This window comes from Rhodomicrobium sp. R_RK_3 (assembly GCF_002198715.1).
Taxonomy (GTDB): domain Bacteria; phylum Pseudomonadota; class Alphaproteobacteria; order Rhizobiales; family Rhodomicrobiaceae; genus R-RK-3.
Genome location: NZ_MWLK01000037.1, coordinates 112879 through 133081 on the forward strand (window position 1 = coordinate 112879; position 20203 = coordinate 133081).

Consider the following 20203-nt stretch of genomic DNA (forward strand, 5'->3'; position numbering starts at 1 on the left):
CGAGCGCACGGATGGCGCTCGCACCACCACTCCTGCGCCTCCGTGGCATCGGCATGCGCTTCGGCGACCTCATTGCCAATGACGGCATCGATCTCGACGTGGCCGCGGGAGAGATCGTCGCGCTGCTCGGCGAGAACGGCGCGGGCAAGACCACGCTGATGAACATCCTGTTCGGCCATTACGTCGCCGATGCGGGGGAGATCGCCATTGCCGACGAGGCCGGACGCCTCGCGCCGCTCACCCAGGGCTCGCCGCAGGCGGCGCTCGCGGCGGGCATCGGCATGGTGCATCAGCATTTCGCGCTGGCGCATAATCTCAGCGGCCTGGAGAACATCATGCTGGGCACGGTGCCGCTGTTCGGCCTGCGCCTGCCCCGGCGCGAGGTCAGGGCGCGGCTGAAACAGCTCATCGCGGAAACCGGCCTCGCCGTCGATCTCGATACGCCGGTGCGGGCGCTGTCCGTCGGCGAGCGCCAGCGCATCGAAATCCTGAAGGCGCTGTCGCGGCGCGCCCGCGTGCTGGTGCTGGACGAGCCGACCGCCGTGCTCGCGCCGCTCGACGCCGAGCATCTGTTCGGCGCGATCCGGACGCTCGCCGCGCGCGGGCTGGCCGTCATCTTCATCAGCCACAAGCTCAGCGAGGTTCTGGCGCTCGCGCACCGTATCGTCGTGCTGCGCCATGGCCGCAAGGTCGCCGATCTGCCCGCCGAGGGCGCGGACCGCGAAACGCTCGCCCGGCATATGATCGGCCACGCGCTGGAGCGTCCCGAGCCGACCGCGCCGCGCGCCGGGCCTCCGGTGCTCGAATTGCAAGGCGTGACCTGCGGGACAGGACGAGACAGGCTACGCGATGCGACCCTCACGCTGCGCGGCGGCGAGATCGTCGGTATCGCGGGGGTTTCAGGCAATGGCCAGCGCGGATTGGCGGGCATCCTGTCCGGGCTCGAGCGGCGCGAGTCGGGCCGCGTGCTGATTTGCGGCGAACCGGCGGGCGCCACCGCCCGGCAGATGGTGGCGCGCGGCGTCGGCCGCCTCACCGAGGACCGCCATCATGACGGCATCGCCGGCGACCTGACCGTGGCCGAGAATTTGATCCTGGAGCGCACGCGGTCGCCGCAGGTGCAGCGCCATGGCCTGCTGCGCCGCCGCGCCATCCGCGCCGAGGCCGAGGCGGCGATCCGCGCCTTCGATGTGCGCTGTCCCGGTCCGGACGCTCCGATCCGGCTGCTCTCCGGCGGCAATATCCAAAAGCTGCTACTCGCCCGCGCGCTGCATGGGCATCCGCGTCTGATCCTCGCCAACCAGCCGACGCGCGGCCTCGACATCGGCGCGACCGGCGAGGTGCATCGCAGGCTCCAGGAGGCGGCGGCAGGCGGCGCGGGCGTGCTGCTGATCTCGGAAGACCTCGACGAATTGCTGGCCCTCGCGCACCGCATCGCCGTGCTGCACGCCGGACACCTGACGCCGGCCATCGAGACGGCGCGGCTCGATGTGCAGACCATCGGCCTCGCCATGGCCGGACATGCGGCGGGCGCCTTCGCTCCCATAGAGGCGGCGGCATCATGACCACGCTGCGCCTGCGCATGGAGCCCCGCCCGTCGCCATCGGCGCTGCTGATGCTCGGCGTGCCGGTGCTGTCGGCGCTCGCGGCGCTGCTGCTCGCGCTCGTCATCCTCACCGTCACCGGAGCGCCGCTCGGACAAGCCGTGCCGCTGCTGGTCTCGGGGGCCGCCGGATCGCTGTTCGCCGTCACCGAGACGCTGACGCGCGCCACGCCTTTGATCTTTACCGGCCTCGCCGCCGCTGTCGCCTTCCGCGCCCGGCTCTGGAATATCGGCGGGGAAGGCCAGCTCTACGCGGGCGCCCTGGCCGCCGTCGCGGTCGGCGGCGGGGCCATCTCCGCGCCGCCTTACCTACTGGTGCCGCTGGTGATGCTGGCGGGCGCGGCGGCGGGGGCATTGCTGCTGCTCGGCCCGGTCCTGCTCAAGACCCGGCTCGCCGTCGATGAGGTGGTCACCACGCTGCTGCTGAATTTCGTCATGCTGCTGTTCGTGCAGATGATGCTGGAAGGCCCGATGCAAGACCCGATGGGCATGGGCTGGCCGCAATCCGCGCCGATGGTCGATGAAGCCGCGCTGCCCAAGCTGGTCGCGCAGATGCGCCTTCATGCCGGGCTGATCCTGGCGCTCGCCGCGGCAGCTCTCGTCCATGTCCTCATCCGGCGGACGGCGCTCGGGCTGGAGATGCGCGCGGTTGGCGGCAATGCCGCGGCGGCGCGGTTCGCGGGCATCTCGGTACCCGGCACGCTGATCATCACCGGCCTCTTTTCCGGCGCGCTGGCGGGGCTTGCCGGGGCGAGCGAGGTCGCTGGGCTGAAGGGCTATCTCACCACCGACCTATCGCCCGGCTTCGGCTATGCGGGCATCGTGGTCGCCATGCTGGCGCAGCTCAACGCGCTGGCCGTGGTGCCCGCCGCGATCTTCATCGCCGCCGTCTTCGTCGGCGCGGACAGCATGAGCCGCACTCTCGCCATCTCGAATTATTTCGCCGATCTCGTCGTCGCGCTGGCGCTGATGTGCACCCTGGCCGGTTCGCTGTTCCTGCGCTACCGGCTGCGCCTGATGCGGACGCCCGCATGATGGAAGCGCTCGAAATCATCGGACAGGCGAGTTTTTGGGCCGCCGCCATCCGCATCGCCGCGCCGTTGATTTTCGGCGTGCTCGGCGCGTTGATCTGCGAGCGCGCGGGCGTGCTCAATCTCGGCATCGAGGGCATCTTCGTCGCCGGCGCGATGACCGGCTGGCTGACGGTCAGCATGGGCGGCGATCTTTGGCTGGGCGTCGCCGTCGCGGCGCTGGTCGGGGCGGCGCTCGGGCTGCTGCATGGCGTCTTCACGGTGATCTTGGGTCTGTCGCAGCATGTGACCGGGCTCAGCATTACGCTGCTTGCGACCAGCACCGCCTATTTCGGCTATCGGGTCGCCTTTCCATCCGTAACGACCCCGCCGGTGATCGAGCCGTTCGCGCCGCTCAATCCGGCATGGCTCTCGGCGATCCCGATCCTCGGCCCTGCGCTGGGGCAGCAGACGGCGCTGGTCTGGCTGGCCTTCCTCTGCGTCGCCGTCACCGCCTTCGTTCTGAGCCGGACGCCGCTCGGCCTCGCCCTGCGCGCCGTCGGCGACAATCCGGCGGCGGTCGAGGCGCAAGGGCTGTCCGTCACCGGCCTGCGCATGGGCGCGCTGGCGGCGGGCTCCGCGCTGATGGCCCTCGGCGGCGCCTTCCTGACCCTCTCCGCCTTCAATTCCTTTTTCTTCGGCATGATCAACGGGCGCGGCTGGGTCTGCATCGCGCTGACGGTGTTCGCCTCCTGGCAGCCGGGCAAGGCGCTCCTCGGCGCGCTGCTGTTCGGCGCTTTCGACGCCTATCAGGTGCGGCTGCAAACCCTCGCCGGCAGCGTCGTGCCGACGCAGATCTTCCTGATGCTGCCCTATCTGCTGTCGATTCTCGCCCTCGTCCTCGCCGCCCGCCGCGCCGACTATCCGCGCGCCCTGATGAAGCCCTACATCAAGGGCGAGCGCTGATACCGGCTCCATTCCCGAGCGGCTGAGCGCGGGCTCAGTAGGTCTTCGCCAGATATTCGGCGATGCCCTTGGCTTCGGCCTCGTCGATCGGGGCGTGATAGACCTTGATCATCTTCTGCACTTCGGCGTCCCAGAAGGCCGAACCCATCTTCGGCGGCTGGAAATTGATGTAGTCGGCCGAGTGGCAGGTGACACAGTTGTTCTGAGCGTGCTCGACACCTGGGCCGGGCTTAAAGACCGCCGTCTCCTCCGGCATGTCGTAGCTCTGCGAGGCCGCCCAGGCGCAGGCCGCGCCGGCCAGCGCCATGACGAAACCGGCCGGGCCGGCGACACCATGCCTCGTCCGCCACTCCCTCATGCCGCCACCACCCGCGTCGCCTCGACGACGTTGCGCATATAGCCCGGCGGATTCCAGAGCGGCTGCAGCGGCTGCGACTGGCCGATGCGGTTGGTCGCCTTGACCAGCAGCGTGTGCTCGCCCTTGGCCAGCTTCACCGAGGCCGTCCAGGGGCGGAACGAATATTTGCCGAGGTCTTCGCCGAACTTCGCCGCGACCCAGCTTGCGCCGCCGTCCGGCGACACCAGCACTTCGGTGATGCCGTAGCCGCCGTCGAAGGCGATGCCGCGCAAAGCCGTGTCTTCGCCGGAGCGGATCTGCGCGCCATCGGCAAGATTGGTGATGAAGGAGCGCACATTATAGCGGTTGATGGGAACGGTCGCCGTTGCGGGCTTGCCGGGTTCGGTGCAGGCGCAAACATCGGCCGGGATGCGGTAGGCGGATTTCATCCAGAAGCCGTCGAAGACGCTGTCGATCACCGTGACATGTTGAAGGTGCTTGACCCAATAGGTGCCGTAATAGCCGGGGACGACGAGGCGCACGGGAAAGCCGTTCAGCCAGGGCAGGTCCGCGCCGTTCAGCGCATAGGCGAGCATCACCTCGCCGTCCCGCGCGTGATCGATGTCGAGCGCCTTGGCGAAATCCGGCGTCTCCGGGATGACCGGGCCGTCCAGCCCGTCGAACGTCACCTGCACGGCCCCCTTCTGCACGCCGGCCCTGTCCAGCACCGCCTTCAGCGGCACGCCTCGCCAGCGGCCATTGCCCATGGCGCCATTGCCGAGCTGGCCGCCGCCGACGCGAGGGTCGAAGAAGCCGCGGCTGTTGCCGGAGCACTGGTTCACGGCGACGATCTCGACGGCCTCGAACTCGGATTTCAGCGCTGCCAGCGTGAGCGAGAACGGCTTGTCGACCTTGCCGCCGATGTCGATGGCGTAGCTGTCGAGGTCGATGCTTTGAGGGATGTCGGCGAGGTGGTAGCGCACGAAGAACGCGTCATTCGGCGTGGTGATGCCGTCGTCGAAAACGCTGAACGGTGTTTCGAGCTGCGGCGGCCTCGCGGTCAGGCCGATCATCGGCCGCTTGCCCGGATAGCTCACCAGCGGCCGCTCGCCATTGGCGAAGGGCAGGGCGACGGTCTCGGCGGCGATGGCCAAGGGCGAACGTGCGGTGAGGCCGGCCCCCCATCCCAGTGCCGCCCCGCCCGCTGCTTTCAGAAAGCTTCGTCGGCTCTGCATGGCGCGCCTCCGAATGCGGCGCGGCCCGCTCGAGGGCCGCGTTCCGTCCGTCACAGCCTAGCGGCGCGTTCCTCTCCAAATCATGAATGCCGGGCGAAGGCCGATCTCCTTCAGGCGCCGATATGCGCGTCGAACGCCGCCCAAAACTGATCGCGCAGCTCATCGCGCTCCAACAGCAATTCGTGGCGGGCGCCGGCGACGACCCGGATTTGGCAGTTTCCGAACCGCGCGGCGAAGCGTTCGGCGACCGGCGTGGAGGCGATGATGTCGCTGCCGGCGGCGACGATGAAGGTCGGCACCTTGAGCGAGGTGAACAGGCTGGGCGTGTTGATCTGAACGATGGAGTGGGACGCCGCGCGCAGCCACCCCATGGTTTGGGCGCCGAGGCCGAGCCCGGGCAAGGTCTTCAGCACTTCGCGAATGCGCTGATAACGCACCGGGTCGGAGCTCAGGGAGGTGGGGCCGAAAGGATCGAGGCCCCTGGGATGTCCTCCGCCGCCGGGAACATAGGCGTCTTCGAAGCCCACCAGAACCAGCAGTTCGATCAGCAGCCGCAGGAACGGCGCCTGGGTCAGATTCCGGCTGATGTCGACCATCGGCGCGGAGACGATCAGCCGCTTGAACGCGCCGGCCTCCGTCAGCGCCGAGCGCAAAAGAATGTGTCCGCCCATGGAATGGGCCATGGCGTAATAAGGGCCGGGACATTTCGGCAGCACGATCTCTGCCATGAACTTGCGCAGATCGCTTTCATAATCGGCGAAATCCTCGACATGGCCCTTGTTGGGGTCAGGCAGAAGCCGGTCCGAGCCGCCCTGGCCGCGCCAATCCATGGTGGCGACCGCGAAGCCTCGCTTCCTGAGGTCGCGGACGGTTTCGAAATATTTTTCGATGAATTCGCCCGCGCCGCTGAACAGGCACACGGTGCCGCGCGCGATCAGTCCCGTTTGCGGCCAAAGGCAAATGCGCACATTCACCCCGCCGAGCGCCGCCATCTGCCCGACCACAGCGCCCTCGGGCGCCGGGTTGCCCGCTGTCTCCACCAGTCGCATGATCGCCCTCTGCTGCCACCCTAGCTTTTTTAGCGCAGCAGGGAGGGGACTTTCCAACAGACAATGGCTTCGTCCGTAACTTCGCGGTTACGGCGTTAACCTGGCGCCACACCGGCAGGCTCAGAGCAAGGTGCCGCGCAGCACGGCATAGGCGACCGAGAAGTAGATCACCAGGCCCGTAACGTCGACGAGCGTCGCCACGAACGGCGCGGACGCCGTCGCCGGGTCGAAACCCAGCCTCTTGAGGATGAAGGGCAGCATCGATCCCGCCACCGAGCCGAAGGTGACGATGGCCGTGAGCGCGAGGCCGACCGTCAATGCGACCAGCGGCCAATAGGCGCCGTAATCAAACAGCCCCAGTTGCTGCCACACGCCGATGCGGACGACGCCGATGACGCCGAGCAGGGCGCCGAGCACCAGTCCGGCAGGCAATTCGCGCGCGGCGATGCGCCACCAGTCCTTGAGGCCGATTTCCCGCAATGCCAGGGAGCGGATGACGAGGGACGTCGCTTGCGATCCCGAATTGCCGCCCGAGCTCATGATCAGCGGGATGAACAGGGTCAGCACGATCGCCTTCTCCAGCTCGGCTTGATAGAACTGCATGGCACTGGCGGTCAGCATCTCCGACAGGAACAGGATGCAGAGCCAGCCCGCCCGCTTGCGGATGAGCGTCAGAAAATCGATTTTCAGATAGGGCTCGTCGAGCGCTTCCGAGCCGCCGAGCTTCTGCACGTCCTCCGTGCCTTCCTCGATGATGGCGTGGATGACGTCGTCGACGGTGACGATGCCGAGCAAATGGCCGTGTTCGGTCACCACCGGAACCGCGAGCAGTTTGTATTTGGACAGCAGCCGCGCGACCTCTTCCTGGTCCGTCAACGGCGGCACCGAGATCGGGTCATAGGGCCACGCCGCCGTCGAGACGGTTGCCTTGGGATCGCCGGTCACCAGGCGCCAGAGGCCGACGACCTTTACCAGGCGCTTCGTTTTGGGGTCGAGCAGGCAGATCGTATAGACATTTTCCTTGCCGCGGCCGACGCTGTGAATGTGCTCAAGCGTCTGCGCGACCGTCCAATCGGCTGGCACGCTGACGAAATCGGTCGTCATCAGGCCCCCCGCCGAGCGCGGAGGATAGCTGAGCAACTCGGCGAGGCCCTGCCGGATCTCCGCGTCGAGCCGGGGCAGCAGCGCGCGGCGGGTCGGCTCGGACAGCTCGCGAAAGATGTCGGCGCGCCGGTCCGGCTGCAGCCCGGTGAGAATGGCGGCGGCGGCCTGGACCGGCAATAGCTCGATCAGTTCGGCCGGCTCGTCGAGATCGGGCTCGTCGAGAATTTGCGCGGCGGTGGGGGAGGGCATCGCTTCCAGCACCCGCGCGGCCAGACCCGCCTCGAGGCCGTTTAGGGCTTCGGCGGCATCGGCCGGCCGCAGGACCGCCATGGCCTCGGCAAGCTGTTTCGGGTCTCCTGCAAGCGTGTTCGCCGGAAGGAAGCCGGTCTGGGTGGAATAGGTCATGGCTCACCTCGATTGTCGCCGCCGCGGCGACCGGTGAGCGTCTCAAGCCAAGACGGTCGCGATCACGCGGGACGGCGGTGAATGTCGACGCTGGAACTGTGGCTCGGCATTGCGCCTGGAATCCTCATTGCGAACAGCGCCGCGGAAACGCGCGGCGTTTTGCGTGTTTGATTTGGGGCTGTGGTGCGGCGAGCACAAGGCTCGGCAAAGGTTCACGGCGGCGGGGCGGAGCCAACAAGGTTAATGGCTGTCGAGGCTCCAGCAATCGGGCGACCCACCCGGGAAACCGGGCGTGTTTAATCCGCACCGCCAGGTTGCGCCTGACCTCGACATCGGGACGGACGAGATCGGCCTGGTTTTTCCGATGGGATAAAGTCGTCATTCCCGCGAGAGCGGGAAACAAGTACGCCGCAGGAACCGCGTTTGGGGCCTAACGGCGCTGTACATTTACTGGATGCCCGTTTTCGCGGGATACCAGAAGGGGCATCCCGCTCCAGAGCCGGCGCTCAGCGCTGCTGCACCGAGAACCGGCGCTTCAGCTCCTTCCTCTGGCGCTTCGGTTTGATCTTGGCTTTGGGGAACAGGATGATCTCGGCGCCGTCCGGGCCGGCCGCCGCGCGGGGTGTCGCGAGCGGGGCTTCGACGGAGCATTCGATGGCGTGCGCGCAGCAGGCCTCGATGCGCCGCTGGCGCAAATCGATGATGGTGCTCATGCTCGGGCAGTCCGGTGATGGGGGAAGGTCGGCCGGCCCCGCGGCGTTTTCGGAACCGGGGAGCGTCGGGGTGATGCAAACAATATCGCCGGTCACAGCTAAAGAACCGTTAAACGGCGCAAGTAGTTCTGAGCGAAATCGAAGATTTATTCGGCGACGACGAATTCGTCGAGAAAATGCCGTCCCAGGCGGTCCTCGATCTCGATGACCCACATATCGCTGTCGAAATCGGCCTGACGCGCCAGATAAGCGTCGGCGGCGGCCTCCTCGATGCGCGGCTCCTTCAGCGCCGGGGTCCAGAAGCGGCCGGACGCCTCGCCGTCCAGGCCGGCGGCGGCGGGGCGTAAAACTTTAACGTATCCGTCGAGCATGTTGACCTTGATGAAGATCGCGCCCGCATCCGGATCGCCGCGCCTGACCACCGCTGCCGGAACAGGCATGCCGCCGAGCTGCCTGATATAGGCGCTCACCCAGATTCCGGCTTTCAGGCGCACATCCGATCTCCTCGGCATGGAAAAGGGCGGACGCCGTTCCGCGCCCGCCCCTTTGACATAACGCTTCGCCGCCGGGCGATAAAGCCCGGCCGCCGCTCAGACGCCGCTTTCGACCACGAATTTCGTGCGCAGGAACGCCTCCAGCCCTTCGATGCCGCCTTCCGAGCCATAGCCGGACTCGTTGACACCGCCGAACGGCGTCTCCGGCGTCGACACGAAGGGCGTGTTAACGCCGACAAGGCCGGTCTCCAGCGCATCGGAAATCCGCGAGGCCTTGCCGCCATCGCTGGTGAAGACGTAGGAGGACAGGCCGAAGGGCAGGCTGTTTGCGCGCTCGACCACTTCGTCGAACGTGTTGAAATGGGTGATCGGCGCCAGCGGGCCGAACGGCTCCTCGCTCATGATCTTGGCCTCATTCGGCACGTCCTTGATGACGGTCGGGGCGTAGAAGAAGCCGCGATTGCCGATGCGCTCGCCGCCCGCCGTTACGGTCGCGCCGTGTTTGCGCGCGTCGGCGACGAAGCTCTCCATCACTTCCAGCCGCCGCGCGGCGATCACCGGCCCCATCTGCACGCCGTCCTCGAGGCCGTTGCCGACCTTCAACGCCTTGGCCCGCTCGGTGAAGCCCTCGACGAAATCCTTATAGACGCCGTCTTGGACGAAGAAGCGCGTTGGCGAGATGCAGACCTGCCCGGCATTGCGGTATTTGAAGGCCGACATCATGGTGATGGCGCGATTGACGTCGGCATCGTCGAAGACGATGACCGGGGCGTGGCCGCCCAGTTCCATGGTCGCCCGCTTCACCGTATCCGCCGAGAGCTTCAGCAGATGCTTGCCGACCGGCACGCTGCCGGTGAACGACACTTTGCGCGGAATCCAGGAGCCGAGCAGATGCCGCGAGACGGCATCCGGCGAACCGAAAACGACATTCAGCACACCGGCCGGCAGGCCCGCATCCTGGAAGCAGCGCGCGATGGCGACGGCGGTGCCCGGCGTCTCCTCGCTCGGCTTGATGACGATCGAGCAGCCCGCGGCGAGCGCGCCGGCGACCTTGCGGATGACATTCGTGCCGGGGAAATTCCAGGCGACGAAGGCGACCGTCGGCCCGACCGGCTCCTTGGTCACCATCTGACGGGTGCCGGGCGTGCGCGAAGGCACGAGGCGGCCATAGGTGCGCTTGCCTTCTTCGCCATACCAGCGCGTCACGTCGATGACGAATTGCATTTCGACCTTCGACTCCGCCAGCGGCTTGCCGATTTCCAAGGTCAGCGTGCGGGCGATGGAGTCGATGCGGTCTTCCATCAGGCGCGCGGCCTTCTCCATCACGGCCTGGCGCTGCAGCGGCGTGCGCTGTTTCCATTCCTTGAAGCCGGCGACGGAGGCCTGCAAGGCGAGGTCGAGATCGGCGGCGGAGGCGTGCGGCACCTCGCCGATGACTTCCTCGGTGGCCGGATTGATGACGGCTTCCGTCTTGCCTTCGCTGCCCTGGCGGAATTCGCCACCGATCAACAATTCGAGCTTTTCATACGACATTGGCGGTTCCCCTCAAGGTTTCATGGCAGCGCGACAGGACTGGCGCCGCGCCATGCGGCACTCCGGACGTCAAATCCGATCGCTTCGTTTGAACGGCGGACGAGCGTTTGTTCGGCATCTCGTTTCACCGGGCATTGGCTCGTCGGAACACCGTCTGGCTGGAATTTGCGCATCTTACGCCCAGGCGCTGGGGGCGACAAGCCTCGGGGGCCGCCGGATGGCGGACGCGCGGCTGCCATGAGCGAACGGCATGATGCACGGCGGCCGCGATGAGGCGCCCCCGCCTGCCGCTTCACCGGGTCAGCGCGTTGCCGCGCGCCCCTTCGGCGGGCGCGGGCGGGGCGGCGGGCGGCGGATCGGCGCTGGCGATGACTTCCTGGAAGGCGGCGGCGAGCTGCTTGGCGCCGTCGAGCCCGGCATTGTGATCCATGCGGCGGTCCATGGCGGCGATCAGGCTGGCGACGGTGTTGTTGCGGCTTGCCACCGGGTTGCGCTGATAGCCCCCGCGCTGGAAGAAATTCGACGTCGGCACTTTGTCGCGCATGGCGACGGGCATGGTCAGCATATCGAAGCCATTGCCGTCGCCGGTCAGGTTCATCAGCTCCAGCTCGGCGGCGCTCATCGGCCGCGTGTGGCCGCCGCGCCTCGCATATTCCAGCGAGTTCACAAGCTTCTGGGTCTGCAGCAGCGGACCGATATCGGTGTCGAGGATCAGCGCATGCACGGCCCAGCCCTTCGGCGTCCGCGCCACGCGCTCATGCACCGCCCAGCGGTAGGGAATGCTGCGGGCATATTTCACCATGCGGAGCAAGGCGGCGCCCTTCACCTTCAGGGCCTTGCGCCGCGCGGGACTGGCCCCTTCGGCGCGCTTGTCGAGATTGGCGCCGATCGCCGCGCCGTGCTCCGCAAGCAGGCCGAGCGAATTGGCGACCAGAAGCTGATTGTAGCCGAGGGCGGTGCTGATCGGCTTGGAGCCCTTCTTCTTGGCTTCCAGCCCCGCCTGGACGTCATATTCGCCATTGCCGCCGGCCTCGAAGCCGTAAATGCGCACCGCCTGGTCCTTGGTGATGCCAGCGGCGACCGCCGCCCGCGCATAGGCACGCTTATAGTCGATCTCGGCCTTGGGCTTGTCCGGAACGAATTTGAATTTCAGCCGCGCCTGCGTCAGGAAGTCGGCGACGACGGGCAGATCCCGCAGCGGCGGCTTTTTCTTCACCTTCGGCGCCGGCGGCAGCGGCAGGAAGGCCGGGCGCTTCGGCTCGGACGGGCCGGAATAAGCCGGCGGCTGATCGAGCACGTAATCGGATAGCTCCAGCACGCCGCCCTTGGCGCGCTTTGCCCGGCGCGCGGCGCGCTTGTCCTCGATGCGCTCCCAATAGGCATCGCCCTTCCGCTCATGCGCCTCGCGGGCGCGCTTATATTCGCCGAAGGCGGCACGGTAATCCGCGATGGCCTTGGTCTCGGCGGCTGAGAATTGCTTCTCCGGCATCGGCGGCAAGGGCTCGGCACTTTCGGCATAAACCGGTCCCGCCCAAAACATTGCCATAAGAAGCAGAATATTTCGCATGTCGCTTGCCGCGCTCCGGCTGGCCCCTCTCAAGAGTTTGGACAACTTAGAGCATTTTCCAAGAAAGGGGGATCCGGTTTTCCGCGACGCGACGCGAGAAAATCCAGCCCTGGCGTGTTTTTGTCTCGGCTGGAGCGGATCGCTGAAGAACAAAGCGGCAATAGACGCGCAATCGCGTTCCGCAATGGCGCGATCTGCATTCACACGGCATTCACAGGCTTAACCATAAAACGGACGGGTCCGATCGCTCCGGCCGTGAACCCTCGGTCCGGCTCTTGCGTCACAGGCTGTGTAGCGACATCCGACATCTGGGTCTCTGGGAGGTTTGATTATGAAATTATCCATGTCCATCAAAGCCGTCGCGTTGCTTCTGGCCCTGTCTTCGGTCGGCCTCGCCGGCAATGCGCAGGCTTATGATGACGACCATGATGGCCGCGACGCGGCGATCGGCATCATCGGCGCGGTGGTCGGCACCGCCATCGAAGCCGAGCAGGCCAAGCAGGAAGCCAAGGAGCAGGACCGCCAGTGCCGCCGCCTGCAGCATAAGTGCGATGACGGCTCGGAATGGGCCTGCCGCAAGCTGGAAGAAAATTGCGGGGACTGAGGCCCCGCCCCGATCCGTCGACGGTCGGAGCTGTCCGCATCGCGTCCCCATGCGCGATGGATCGCGGCAGCCTTCGCCAGTTGGGCGCGGGTGGGGGGATAATAAAATCGATGGGGACACCCCCCTCACCCAAGCCCTCTCCAGCTGAGAGGGCTTTCTGCATTTCCGCTACTTCTCGCGCGCCTCAGGATCTGCGTTCTGCGATCCCAATGCTACGTTACGAACGTAACGCCGGCCCCGGCGTCTGACATCCGTTCGTAGCTTGTAGCAATCAGAGCTCACTCTGACTGACTGCCGGAAAGCCACCAGCCGACGGTTTCGCCGGGTGCTCGGGCGTTCCGGCGACGACGTTGCCCGGTCCCTGGCCATGCCGCGGCATGCCGATGATGGACCCGCTCGACAATGCCTGCCTGGGACTGGGACGACGCACCGACCGGGCGCCGGAAATGGCCGCTCGCGTTTCTTGCGCCGTAACACCGTAACCGATGCCGAAAGGCGCCGCTTCAGTGGCGGCGACATGCCGTGTCCCTCTTATCGCGACTATTCGTGCTGGTGGCTGTGGCTCTTCTGCCGGCGATCGCCATCCAGGCCTATAACGAGATAGTCCTGCGCCAGGCGCACAGCATCGAAATACGCAGCCAGGTGCTCAGCTTCACCAGGCTCGCCGCGGCGGAGCAGTCGCAGATGATCCAGGGCATCCATCAGATCCTGGTGACCCTGTCGGAACTGCCCGCGATAAAGTCGAAGGATAGCCGCGCCTGCAATGATTACCTCGCCGCAGTCAAGCAGCGCTTTCCGGCATTTCTCGCCCTCCTGGCGACCGACATCAACGGCCAGACCTTCTGCAACACGGTCAGCCCCAACACATCCGTCAACGTCTCCAAGCGCCCCTATTTTGCCCCCGCCATGAAGAGCGGCGCCTTCACAGTCGGAGAATTCTCCGCCGGTCTCGTCGATCCCAAGCCGATCATCCAGTTCGCGCTGCCCTATAAGGACGCCGACGGCCGCATCGGCGGCCTCATCATCGGCGGGCTGAGGCTCGACTGGCTTGCCGATCACATCGCGCAGAAGGGCGCCCCGCCCAACGCCGCGCTCGCCGTTGCGGACCGCAACGGCACCTATCTCGCCCGCTATCCCGAAAATGAACGCGCCTTGGGGCGCAAGATGCCCGCCGGCGAGCGGCCGATTGGGAACGGTGACGGCACGGCCGACATCATCGACCTCGACGGCGTCGAGCGGATTGTCGGTTTCCTGGAGCTCGGCGAGGATGCCGGCGGCCTGGTCGTCAGCTTCGGTCTCGATAAGGCGCAGGCCTTCGCCGCGATCCAGGACCGCACCGTGCATGATATCTTCCTCATCATTCTGGGGACATCGCTGGTCCTGGTGCTGACCACGATCGGCGCGCGGCGGTTCATTCACGACCCGCTCGGGCAACTGGTCGAGGCCGCCGATGCGTGGCGGCGGGGCGATTATGCCAGGCGGGTCAGCATCGAGGGAGCGCGTGAGATCGGCCGGGTCGCGGACGCCTTCAACATCATGGCCGAGGCGCTGGAGCATCGCGAGCGGGAGCTGCAGGGCGCGAAGGCGAAGGCCGAGGAGGCGGCGGCCCAGATCACGACGATTTTCAACAGCACCACCGATAGCGTCCTCGTCGTCGACCGGGACTGGCGCGTCACCTATCTGAACGAGCGCGCGAGCTGCCAGATTGCCGAGGGTGGCGACGTCATCGGCAAGCAATTGCTGACGCTTTTCTCGCATTTCAGCACCGATGGCACGCATGGCCGGCTCCGGGAGGCCATGTGGACCCGGCAGCCGGTCGTGTTCGAAGCTTACTGCCCCATCGCCGATAGCTGGTTTCAGTTCAACGCCTATCCGTCCGACCGGGGCCTCGCGCTCTATTTCCACGACATCAGCGAGCACAAAAGGGCGCTCGAGGCTCGCCGGGTCATGGAGGAGCAGCTTCACCAGAGCCAGAAGATGGAGGCCGTCGGCCAGCTCACCGGCGGCATCGCGCATGACTTCAACAACCTGCTCACGGTGGTGACGCTGAAGCTGGAGGCCATCGCGGCGCGCGCCCCCGATGAGGCGACCCGCCAAATGGCCAATGAAGCGCAAATGGCCGCCGGCCGGGGGGCGAAGCTAACGGCGCAGTTGCTTGCCTTCTCACGCCAGCAGCGGCTCGAGCCGGAATTCGTCCGCGTCAATGACGTCATCACCGAATTCCTAGGCATCATCTCGCAGGCCGTTGGACCGGGATGCGAGGTCAGGCTGCTGACGGATGAGGGTTTGTGGCCATGCCATATCGATCGGTCACAGTTCCAGACCGCCCTTTTGAACCTGACGCTGAATGCACGCGATGCCATGGCGGCGGGTGGCCCCGTCCAGATCGAGACGCGCAATGTCGCGCTGGAGGCGGGCGGGGGCGCCGGCTGCGAGCCCGGCCCCTATGTGTGCGTCTCCGTCAAGGATACCGGCGTCGGCATCCCGGCTGAGGCGCTGGCCCGCGCCTTCGAGCCGTTCTTCACCACGAAGGAAGTCGGCAAGGGGACGGGGCTGGGTCTCAGCATGGTCTACGGCTTTGTCCGCCAGTCCGGCGGCGACGTCACCATCGAGAGCAAGGTCGGCGAGGGCACGACCGTCAATCTCTATTTGCCTAAAGCCACGCAAGAGCCGCCCGCCGCCGCAACGGCCGTCCTATCCGCCGCCGGCAAGGGGGGCACCGAGCGCATTCTTCTGGTCGAGGATGACGAAGCGATCCTGGCAATCACCTCGGAGATCCTGACCGGCCTTGGATACCGTGTGACATGCGCGCGCAACGGCCCCGACGCACTGCAAATCCTGAAGGGGAGCCAGCAATTCGACCTGTTATTCAGCGATATCGGCATGCCGCAGGGGATGACCGGCATCGAACTTGGCCGCGAGGCCAAGCGGCTGAACGGAGGCATCAAAGTCCTGTTGACCTCAGGTTATGCCGGCGACGCGCTGGAGCGGCAGCGCAACGAATTCGCGCTCATCCCAAAACCCTTCCAATTCGAGGAATTGGCGCGAAAGGTGCGGTCGGTGCTCCAGGAGGTTTAGCGCGGCGGCCGATCAAAGGGGACTGCCCCTACCGCCCCCCTCGCCGCTGACCTGCCCTCTCCCATGGAGACTTTGCCAAGGCGGTAATCTCATTTCCGTCGCCCCGGCCGTTAGAGCCGGGGCCCACTAGCTTCTCCACCGGCACTGTGCTCGCTGTTCTGCCAATGGATCGCGGTCCGGCCTGACGGCCGCCCGGGACGACGGAAGGAGAGGCCATGCGATACGCAAAGGTCTTCATGGGGAGAGGCTGTCTTGCGGCCTCCCGCGAAAACTCTGGACGGCGCGCGTCGACGGCGCTGCCGCCGCGCCCCGGATTACTCGCCGATCAGCGTCTTCAGCTTCGCGGTGGCCCGGGCCGGGTCGGCGCCTTGGCCGATGATGAGCAGGCCGGTGCGCTTCCAGTTGCGGTCGAGCAGGAAGGCGTTGCCGGAATGGTCGATCGTGTAGCCGCCGCCGGCCAGCGGCACCTTGTGGAACTCGGCGCCCACAGCCTTGGCGATGGCGCCGATCTCGGCGAGGCTGCCGGTCACGCCGACGATGCGGGCATCGAACGAGGCGAGATAGTCCTTCAGTACCTCCGGCGTGTCGCGCTCGGGATCGGCGCTGATGAAGATGACGTTCAGCCGGTCGGCGAGCGGGCCGAGATCGGCCATGCGGTCGGCGATTTCGGCAAGGGCGGTCGGGCAGATCGAGGGGCAGTTGGCGAAGCCGAAAAACACCAGGCTCGGCTTGCCGGCAAAGCTTTGCGTCGTCACCGGATGGCCGAGCTGGTCGACGAGCCCGGCGCCATCAGCCGGCGTCCCCGCCGCCGAGGCCGGCGCCGCCATCAGCGCGCCGCCGATCAGCGCCGCCGCCGCCATCCTCCTCAGGCAACTGGCCGCACCCCAAATCATCCCACGCGCGGCGGCAATGCCGCGATCCATCCGCCGTCCCATCACACCGATCACCATCTGCATTAACTCCCGCCGACGCCGGGCAGACCGCACGCAAGAACGGCGCGCGGCCCGCCAATCTCAGCCTCCCGGCGGCTTAGGCCCCGGCGCGGTCGCGCCGGAGCCGGCCGCCTCGCCCTGATGCGAGCGGGCCTCGATATAGAGCAGCACATCCGCCACATCGTTCTCCTTCAGCCCCAGATTGGGCATCATCACGCCCTTATATTTCTGGGAAATCTCAACGGTCAGCGGGTCCTTCTCCGCCCGCATCTTCTCGGGCGACATGAGGAAGCGGGTCAGCCAGCCGCGCTCGCGGCGATGGCCGATATGGGCGAGATCGGGACCGATGAAATCGCCGCCGCCGATCGAATGGCAGGTCGAGCAGGCCTTGATGTACAGCGCCTGGCCGGGATGTTTGTCGAGCCGGTAGGCGTCGATTTCGGCGGCGGCGTGGCGGGTTGAGAGGGCGCGCCTCGTCGCGCGCACCGCCGGATCGAGATCCCTGATGGTGGCGACGGCGAGATCCAGATCGGCGTAGACCGAATAGCGCGACCACTCGCCGGTCGCGTCATTGCCCAGCATCATGTCGTTGCGGTGCTCGGACAGGCTGCGGCTGCGCTCGCCGATCTTCCAGCGGATCTGGTTGATGTGCTCCGGCTTGCCGGTGACGAAATACCAACCATTGCCCGCCCCGAAGGCGTCGGCATATTCCTTCAGCAGCTCGGGCGTGTCGCGGCCCGGGTCCATGGTGATGGAATAGATGAACACGTCGCGCCCGACCGCATCGCCGAGCCGCTGCTTGATCTGGGCGACGCGCGAGGTGGTCAGCGGGCAGATGTCGTTGCAGTTCAGATAGACGAAATTGACGACGACCATTTTGCCCTTGATAAGGCCGTCATAGAACGGCACCTCCTTGCCCTCGTGCGTGACGACGGGCAGGTTGGTGAAATAATCGGCGTCGAAGCGCGAGCCTTCCGGCGCGGCCGAAACCGGGCCGGCGCCCGCCAGGGCGAGCGCCAGCGCGAGAGCCGGAAGCTGGAAGCGGGGGCCTATCCCCGCTACCGCCGCGCGCGCCGCCAAGGCGCGGATGAAGAACGAAAGTCCCATGTCAGGCGCTGCCCCCGCGCCGCCGCGGATCGCCTTCCGGCAGGATTTCCGGCGTCAGATATTCCACGCCGTCCTCCCTCGGATTGGGCGTCGGGCTGATGGCGATGAACGGGTCGCCGGTGCCATTGTCGTCCTTCAGGATCTGGTAGCGCATGAGCATGGCGAAATCCTCATGCACGGTGTTGTGGCAGTGGGTGACATAGGCGCCGGCGAACTCACTGAAGCGGATCTGGATCTTGACCTTACCGCCCTCGCCGAGCCGCCAGACATCCTTGCGCGCCAGGCGCTCTGTCGCCCCGAAGGCGCCCACGGTCCGGCTGATGGTGACGCCTTCCTCGAAATGCAGATGCACCGGGTGATCCCAGCCGCCGCCGCCATTCTCCAGCGTCCAATGCTCGACCTCGCCGGCGCGGGGCACGATCAGCGAAGCGCGGTTGGCGTTCATGTAATGCTGGTCCTCGCCGTCGATGCGGATCACCCAGGGGAAGATCTCGCGGTCGCCGCAATCGGGGAAGCAGCCTTCAAAATTGTTGCTGGTCCGCTTGAATTCGAGATGGCGGGTGCGGACCGGCTCGACGATCGGGATCTGCTCGGTAAGGACGGGCGGCACCTGGCTGCGATCCGGCGCGTTGTTCGGGTAGACATAGCCCGGCTGATCGACGCTCTCGACCGATTTGACGACGCGGAACTGCAACAGCGGCCCGACGCCCGGATCGTCCGAGTCCCGCCTGACGCCTTCCTTGACGCTGAGGATTTCCTTCGGCCCGCGCCCATCCTCATGCTCGATATGGTTGACGAGCCGGAGCTTGTCGCCGGCGGCGAAGGGTGAGAAGTCGACGATGATGTCGAAGCGCTCGCCGGTGCCTTGCGGGTCGAGCGCATTCACCGTGACCGGATTGACCAGGAGGTTGCCGTCATTGGCGATGACCGTGACGGGAACCGCCGTCCCGGCCTCGTTGACCAGCACCAGCTTGATGAAGCGCGACATGCAACCGTTGACGATGCGGAAGCGGTATTTGCGCCGCATCACCTTGAAGAACGGGGCATAGGCGCCGTTCACGCACATGATGTCGCCGAGGAAGCCGTCCGTGTCGAAAATGTCGAAGAAGAGCTGGCCGCTCGGCGCGAAGGCCGCGTCGGTAATGATGAGGTTGACGTCGAAATCAATATTGCCCCAGGGCAGCCGCTCGCCACTCGGCAGGCGCAGATTGATGCCGTCATCCATGCCCTCATGGCCGCGATCGGGGCCGCTATAATAATTCAGCATCGCCAGATTGCCCTTGTAGACATTCTCGGCGGTGAAGAAGAAGCGGTGATCGTGCGCCCACAGCGTGCCCTGCAATTCGCGGAAATCGCCGGGAATGGCGAAAGGCACGCCATTGTCGTCGATGCCCGAGGCGCGCAGATCCGAGCCGTCGAGATTATAGGTGTCGGAGCGGGCGAGGCAGGTGCCCCAATGATAATCGTAGAACTGGCCGGGGAAGAAATGGGCATTGTTGGCGCCGTCGCTGCCCGCGCCATTATGCGCATTGTGGTTGTGCAGCGCGATCTCGTTGCGCCCGAAGCCGTTATTATGAGCGCGGTCGAGCGGCAGCGAGTTGTAGACGCGCGCCAGAACCGGCTCGCCATAGCGGATCTTGATGAGGGGCGGCGGCAGCGTGCCGCGCGTACCGAGCCCCCCGGCGCCGTAGCTCCAGACGCTGTTGGGGTCCTGCGGCTGGAAATTGGGATGGAATTTCAGCCCGTCCTGGATCTGGCCGAGCGACAATTGATAGCCGACCTTGGGCAGGTAATCGTTCCAGCGCTGATGGCCGAACCACATGCCGGGCGGACGGCCTTCGCAAGGGCCGCGCAGGGTGCGCGGATTGAGGTAGTCGGCGCCGCCCGTGGCGGTGAAGTCGGTGTGCCAGGACAGGCGCTTGGAATTGCGCTCGCCGAGCGCCGAGGGGAATGCCGCCTCGATCTCGCCGCCGACATTCAAATGCGTCAGCGGGTGCGGATGGTGCAGGTTGAGGCGCTGCATTTCCTGGGTGAAGGGCTGCGCGCCGAAACGCGGGCTCGGCGGCGTGCCGACCGGGATGGCGCCATAGGCGCTCGGCGCGAAGGGGCTGAGACCGTTCTTCAGCGCCAGCATGCCGCCGGCGGTGAAAATGCCCATCTTGAACAGGTCGCGCCGGGTGACCTGTCCGCTACCCAGGGCGCGGATGATTTCGGCGCGGTTTTCGCGCGCCTTCTGAGCTTCGCGGAGTCGATTTTTAGGAGCTGATTTTGGCAAATACATTCGAACATTTCTCCGCGAGGGAAGCCGCGCGCTGCTTTGGGAAATCGACCGCGAGAGCGCTTTTTCGCTGCCTGTTGCAATGATGACGGGCGGGCCCCGCATCGATGCGCGCCCGTGAATACGTTCCGGATTTTGCCTTGATCCGGACGCCGTTCGGACATGCGCTGCGGAATAACGCCACGTAA

General features: G+C 66.2%; 16 protein-coding genes. 5 read left to right on the plus strand and 11 right to left on the minus strand.

All coding sequences use genetic code 11. The features are described from left to right. Positions 1-11 precede the first annotated feature (11 nt). Genes BLEFHOIH_RS24045 through BLEFHOIH_RS24055 form a run of 3 tightly spaced genes read left to right on the plus strand, consistent with a single transcriptional unit; the run spans position 12 to position 3579 of the window. Positions 12-1565, plus strand: coding sequence for an ABC transporter ATP-binding protein (locus tag BLEFHOIH_RS24045; RefSeq protein ID WP_088348593.1), 1554 nt, complete (start codon positions 12-14; stop codon positions 1563-1565). Continuing rightward, on the plus strand, positions 1562-2638 hold the full coding sequence (locus tag BLEFHOIH_RS24050) for an ABC transporter permease (RefSeq protein ID WP_210191674.1): 1077 nt from the start codon (positions 1562-1564) through the stop codon (positions 2636-2638). Before BLEFHOIH_RS24045 ends, BLEFHOIH_RS24050 begins: the two co-directional genes overlap by 4 nt. After that, positions 2635-3579, plus strand: a complete 945-nt coding sequence (locus BLEFHOIH_RS24055; protein ID WP_210191675.1) for an ABC transporter permease — start codon at positions 2635-2637, stop codon at positions 3577-3579. The genes BLEFHOIH_RS24050 and BLEFHOIH_RS24055 overlap by 4 nt, the downstream gene beginning before the upstream one ends. Before the next feature lie 34 nt (positions 3580-3613). On the opposite strand, the gene BLEFHOIH_RS24060 is transcribed toward BLEFHOIH_RS24055, so the two are convergent. The 8 genes from BLEFHOIH_RS24060 to BLEFHOIH_RS24095 all read right to left on the minus strand — a co-directional run bounded on the left by BLEFHOIH_RS24060 (position 3614) and on the right by BLEFHOIH_RS24095 (position 11995). Continuing rightward, the gene (locus BLEFHOIH_RS24060; RefSeq protein ID WP_088348595.1) at positions 3614-3886 is read right to left on the minus strand and encodes a cytochrome c; all 273 of its coding nucleotides are present in this window, start codon (positions 3884-3886) and stop codon (positions 3614-3616) included. Positions 3887-3933: 47 nt separating this feature from the next. Then, positions 3934-5151 carry a molybdopterin-dependent oxidoreductase gene (locus BLEFHOIH_RS24065; RefSeq protein ID WP_088348596.1) on the minus strand — a complete coding sequence of 406 codons (1218 nt, stop codon included), beginning with the start codon at positions 5149-5151 and terminating at the stop codon, positions 3934-3936. A 110-nt stretch (positions 5152-5261) separates the two neighbouring features. After that, positions 5262-6200, minus strand: a complete 939-nt coding sequence (locus tag BLEFHOIH_RS24070; RefSeq protein WP_088348597.1) for an alpha/beta hydrolase — start codon at positions 6198-6200, stop codon at positions 5262-5264. A gap of 120 nt (positions 6201-6320) precedes the next feature. After that, positions 6321-7634, minus strand: coding sequence for a magnesium transporter (gene mgtE / locus BLEFHOIH_RS24075; protein ID WP_088348726.1), 1314 nt, complete (start codon positions 7632-7634; stop codon positions 6321-6323). Between the two features lie 581 nt (positions 7635-8215). Continuing rightward, positions 8216-8422, minus strand: coding sequence for a hypothetical protein (locus BLEFHOIH_RS24080; RefSeq protein WP_088348598.1), 207 nt, complete (start codon positions 8420-8422; stop codon positions 8216-8218). 146 nt (positions 8423-8568) lie between these two features. Next, the gene (locus BLEFHOIH_RS24085) at positions 8569-8916 is read right to left on the minus strand and encodes a DUF1491 family protein (protein WP_088348599.1); all 348 of its coding nucleotides are present in this window, start codon (positions 8914-8916) and stop codon (positions 8569-8571) included. 96 nt (positions 8917-9012) lie between these two features. Further along, positions 9013-10449 carry an NAD-dependent succinate-semialdehyde dehydrogenase gene (locus BLEFHOIH_RS24090; protein ID WP_088348600.1) on the minus strand — a complete coding sequence of 479 codons (1437 nt, stop codon included), beginning with the start codon at positions 10447-10449 and terminating at the stop codon, positions 9013-9015. Positions 10450-10741: 292 nt separating this feature from the next. Next, complete coding sequence (locus BLEFHOIH_RS24095; protein WP_176427212.1) at positions 10742-11995, minus strand: hypothetical protein; 1254 nt, start codon at positions 11993-11995, stop codon at positions 10742-10744. Positions 11996-12359: 364 nt separating this feature from the next. On the opposite strand from BLEFHOIH_RS24095, the gene BLEFHOIH_RS24100 reads away from it, so the two are divergent. Next, positions 12360-12620: a hypothetical protein gene (locus BLEFHOIH_RS24100; RefSeq protein WP_088348601.1), complete on the plus strand. Its 261-nt coding sequence runs from the start codon at positions 12360-12362 to the stop codon at positions 12618-12620. Positions 12621-13142: 522 nt separating this feature from the next. Beyond that, positions 13143-15698 (plus strand): ATP-binding protein, encoded by a 2556-nt coding sequence (locus BLEFHOIH_RS24105; protein ID WP_088348602.1) that lies wholly within the window; start codon positions 13143-13145, stop codon positions 15696-15698. Between the two features lie 314 nt (positions 15699-16012). On the opposite strand, the gene BLEFHOIH_RS24110 is transcribed toward BLEFHOIH_RS24105, so the two are convergent. The 3 genes from BLEFHOIH_RS24110 to BLEFHOIH_RS24120 form a co-directional block, all read right to left on the minus strand. Beyond that, positions 16013-16648 (minus strand): SCO family protein, encoded by a 636-nt coding sequence (locus BLEFHOIH_RS24110; RefSeq protein WP_170937356.1) that lies wholly within the window; start codon positions 16646-16648, stop codon positions 16013-16015. A 63-nt stretch (positions 16649-16711) separates the two neighbouring features. Next, positions 16712-17737: an SCO family protein gene (locus BLEFHOIH_RS24115; RefSeq protein ID WP_088348604.1), complete on the minus strand. Its 1026-nt coding sequence runs from the start codon at positions 17735-17737 to the stop codon at positions 16712-16714. 1 nt (position 17738) lies between these two features. Beyond that, complete coding sequence (locus BLEFHOIH_RS24120) at positions 17739-20018, minus strand: multicopper oxidase domain-containing protein (protein ID WP_088348605.1); 2280 nt, start codon at positions 20016-20018, stop codon at positions 17739-17741. Positions 20019-20203 lie beyond the last annotated feature (185 nt).

Excerpts from the sequence above, each read along its gene's own strand:
- BLEFHOIH_RS24045 (WP_088348593.1), top strand. The coding sequence starts at position 12 with ATGGCGCTCGCACCACCACTCCTGCGCCTCCGTGGCATCGGCATGCGC.
- BLEFHOIH_RS24050 (WP_210191674.1), top strand. The coding sequence starts at position 1,562 with ATGACCACGCTGCGCCTGCGCATGGAGCCCCGCCCGTCGCCATCGGCG.
- BLEFHOIH_RS24055 (WP_210191675.1), top strand. The coding sequence starts at position 2,635 with ATGATGGAAGCGCTCGAAATCATCGGACAGGCGAGTTTTTGGGCCGCC.
- BLEFHOIH_RS24060 (WP_088348595.1), bottom strand. The coding sequence starts at position 3,886 with ATGGCGCTGGCCGGCGCGGCCTGCGCCTGGGCGGCCTCGCAGAGCTAC.
- BLEFHOIH_RS24065 (WP_088348596.1), bottom strand. The coding sequence starts at position 5,151 with ATGCAGAGCCGACGAAGCTTTCTGAAAGCAGCGGGCGGGGCGGCACTG.
- BLEFHOIH_RS24070 (WP_088348597.1), bottom strand. The coding sequence starts at position 6,200 with ATGCGACTGGTGGAGACAGCGGGCAACCCGGCGCCCGAGGGCGCTGTG.
- mgtE (WP_088348726.1), bottom strand. The coding sequence starts at position 7,634 with ATGGCGGTCCTGCGGCCGGCCGATGCCGCCGAAGCCCTAAACGGCCTC.
- BLEFHOIH_RS24080 (WP_088348598.1), bottom strand. The coding sequence starts at position 8,422 with ATGAGCACCATCATCGATTTGCGCCAGCGGCGCATCGAGGCCTGCTGC.
- BLEFHOIH_RS24090 (WP_088348600.1), bottom strand. The coding sequence starts at position 10,449 with ATGTCGTATGAAAAGCTCGAATTGTTGATCGGTGGCGAATTCCGCCAG.
- BLEFHOIH_RS24095 (WP_176427212.1), bottom strand. The coding sequence starts at position 11,995 with ATGGCAATGTTTTGGGCGGGACCGGTTTATGCCGAAAGTGCCGAGCCC.
- BLEFHOIH_RS24100 (WP_088348601.1), top strand. The coding sequence starts at position 12,360 with ATGTCCATCAAAGCCGTCGCGTTGCTTCTGGCCCTGTCTTCGGTCGGC.
- BLEFHOIH_RS24110 (WP_170937356.1), bottom strand. The coding sequence starts at position 16,648 with ATGGTGATCGGTGTGATGGGACGGCGGATGGATCGCGGCATTGCCGCC.
- BLEFHOIH_RS24115 (WP_088348604.1), bottom strand. The coding sequence starts at position 17,737 with ATGGGACTTTCGTTCTTCATCCGCGCCTTGGCGGCGCGCGCGGCGGTA.
- BLEFHOIH_RS24120 (WP_088348605.1), bottom strand. The coding sequence starts at position 20,018 with ATGTATTTGCCAAAATCAGCTCCTAAAAATCGACTCCGCGAAGCTCAG.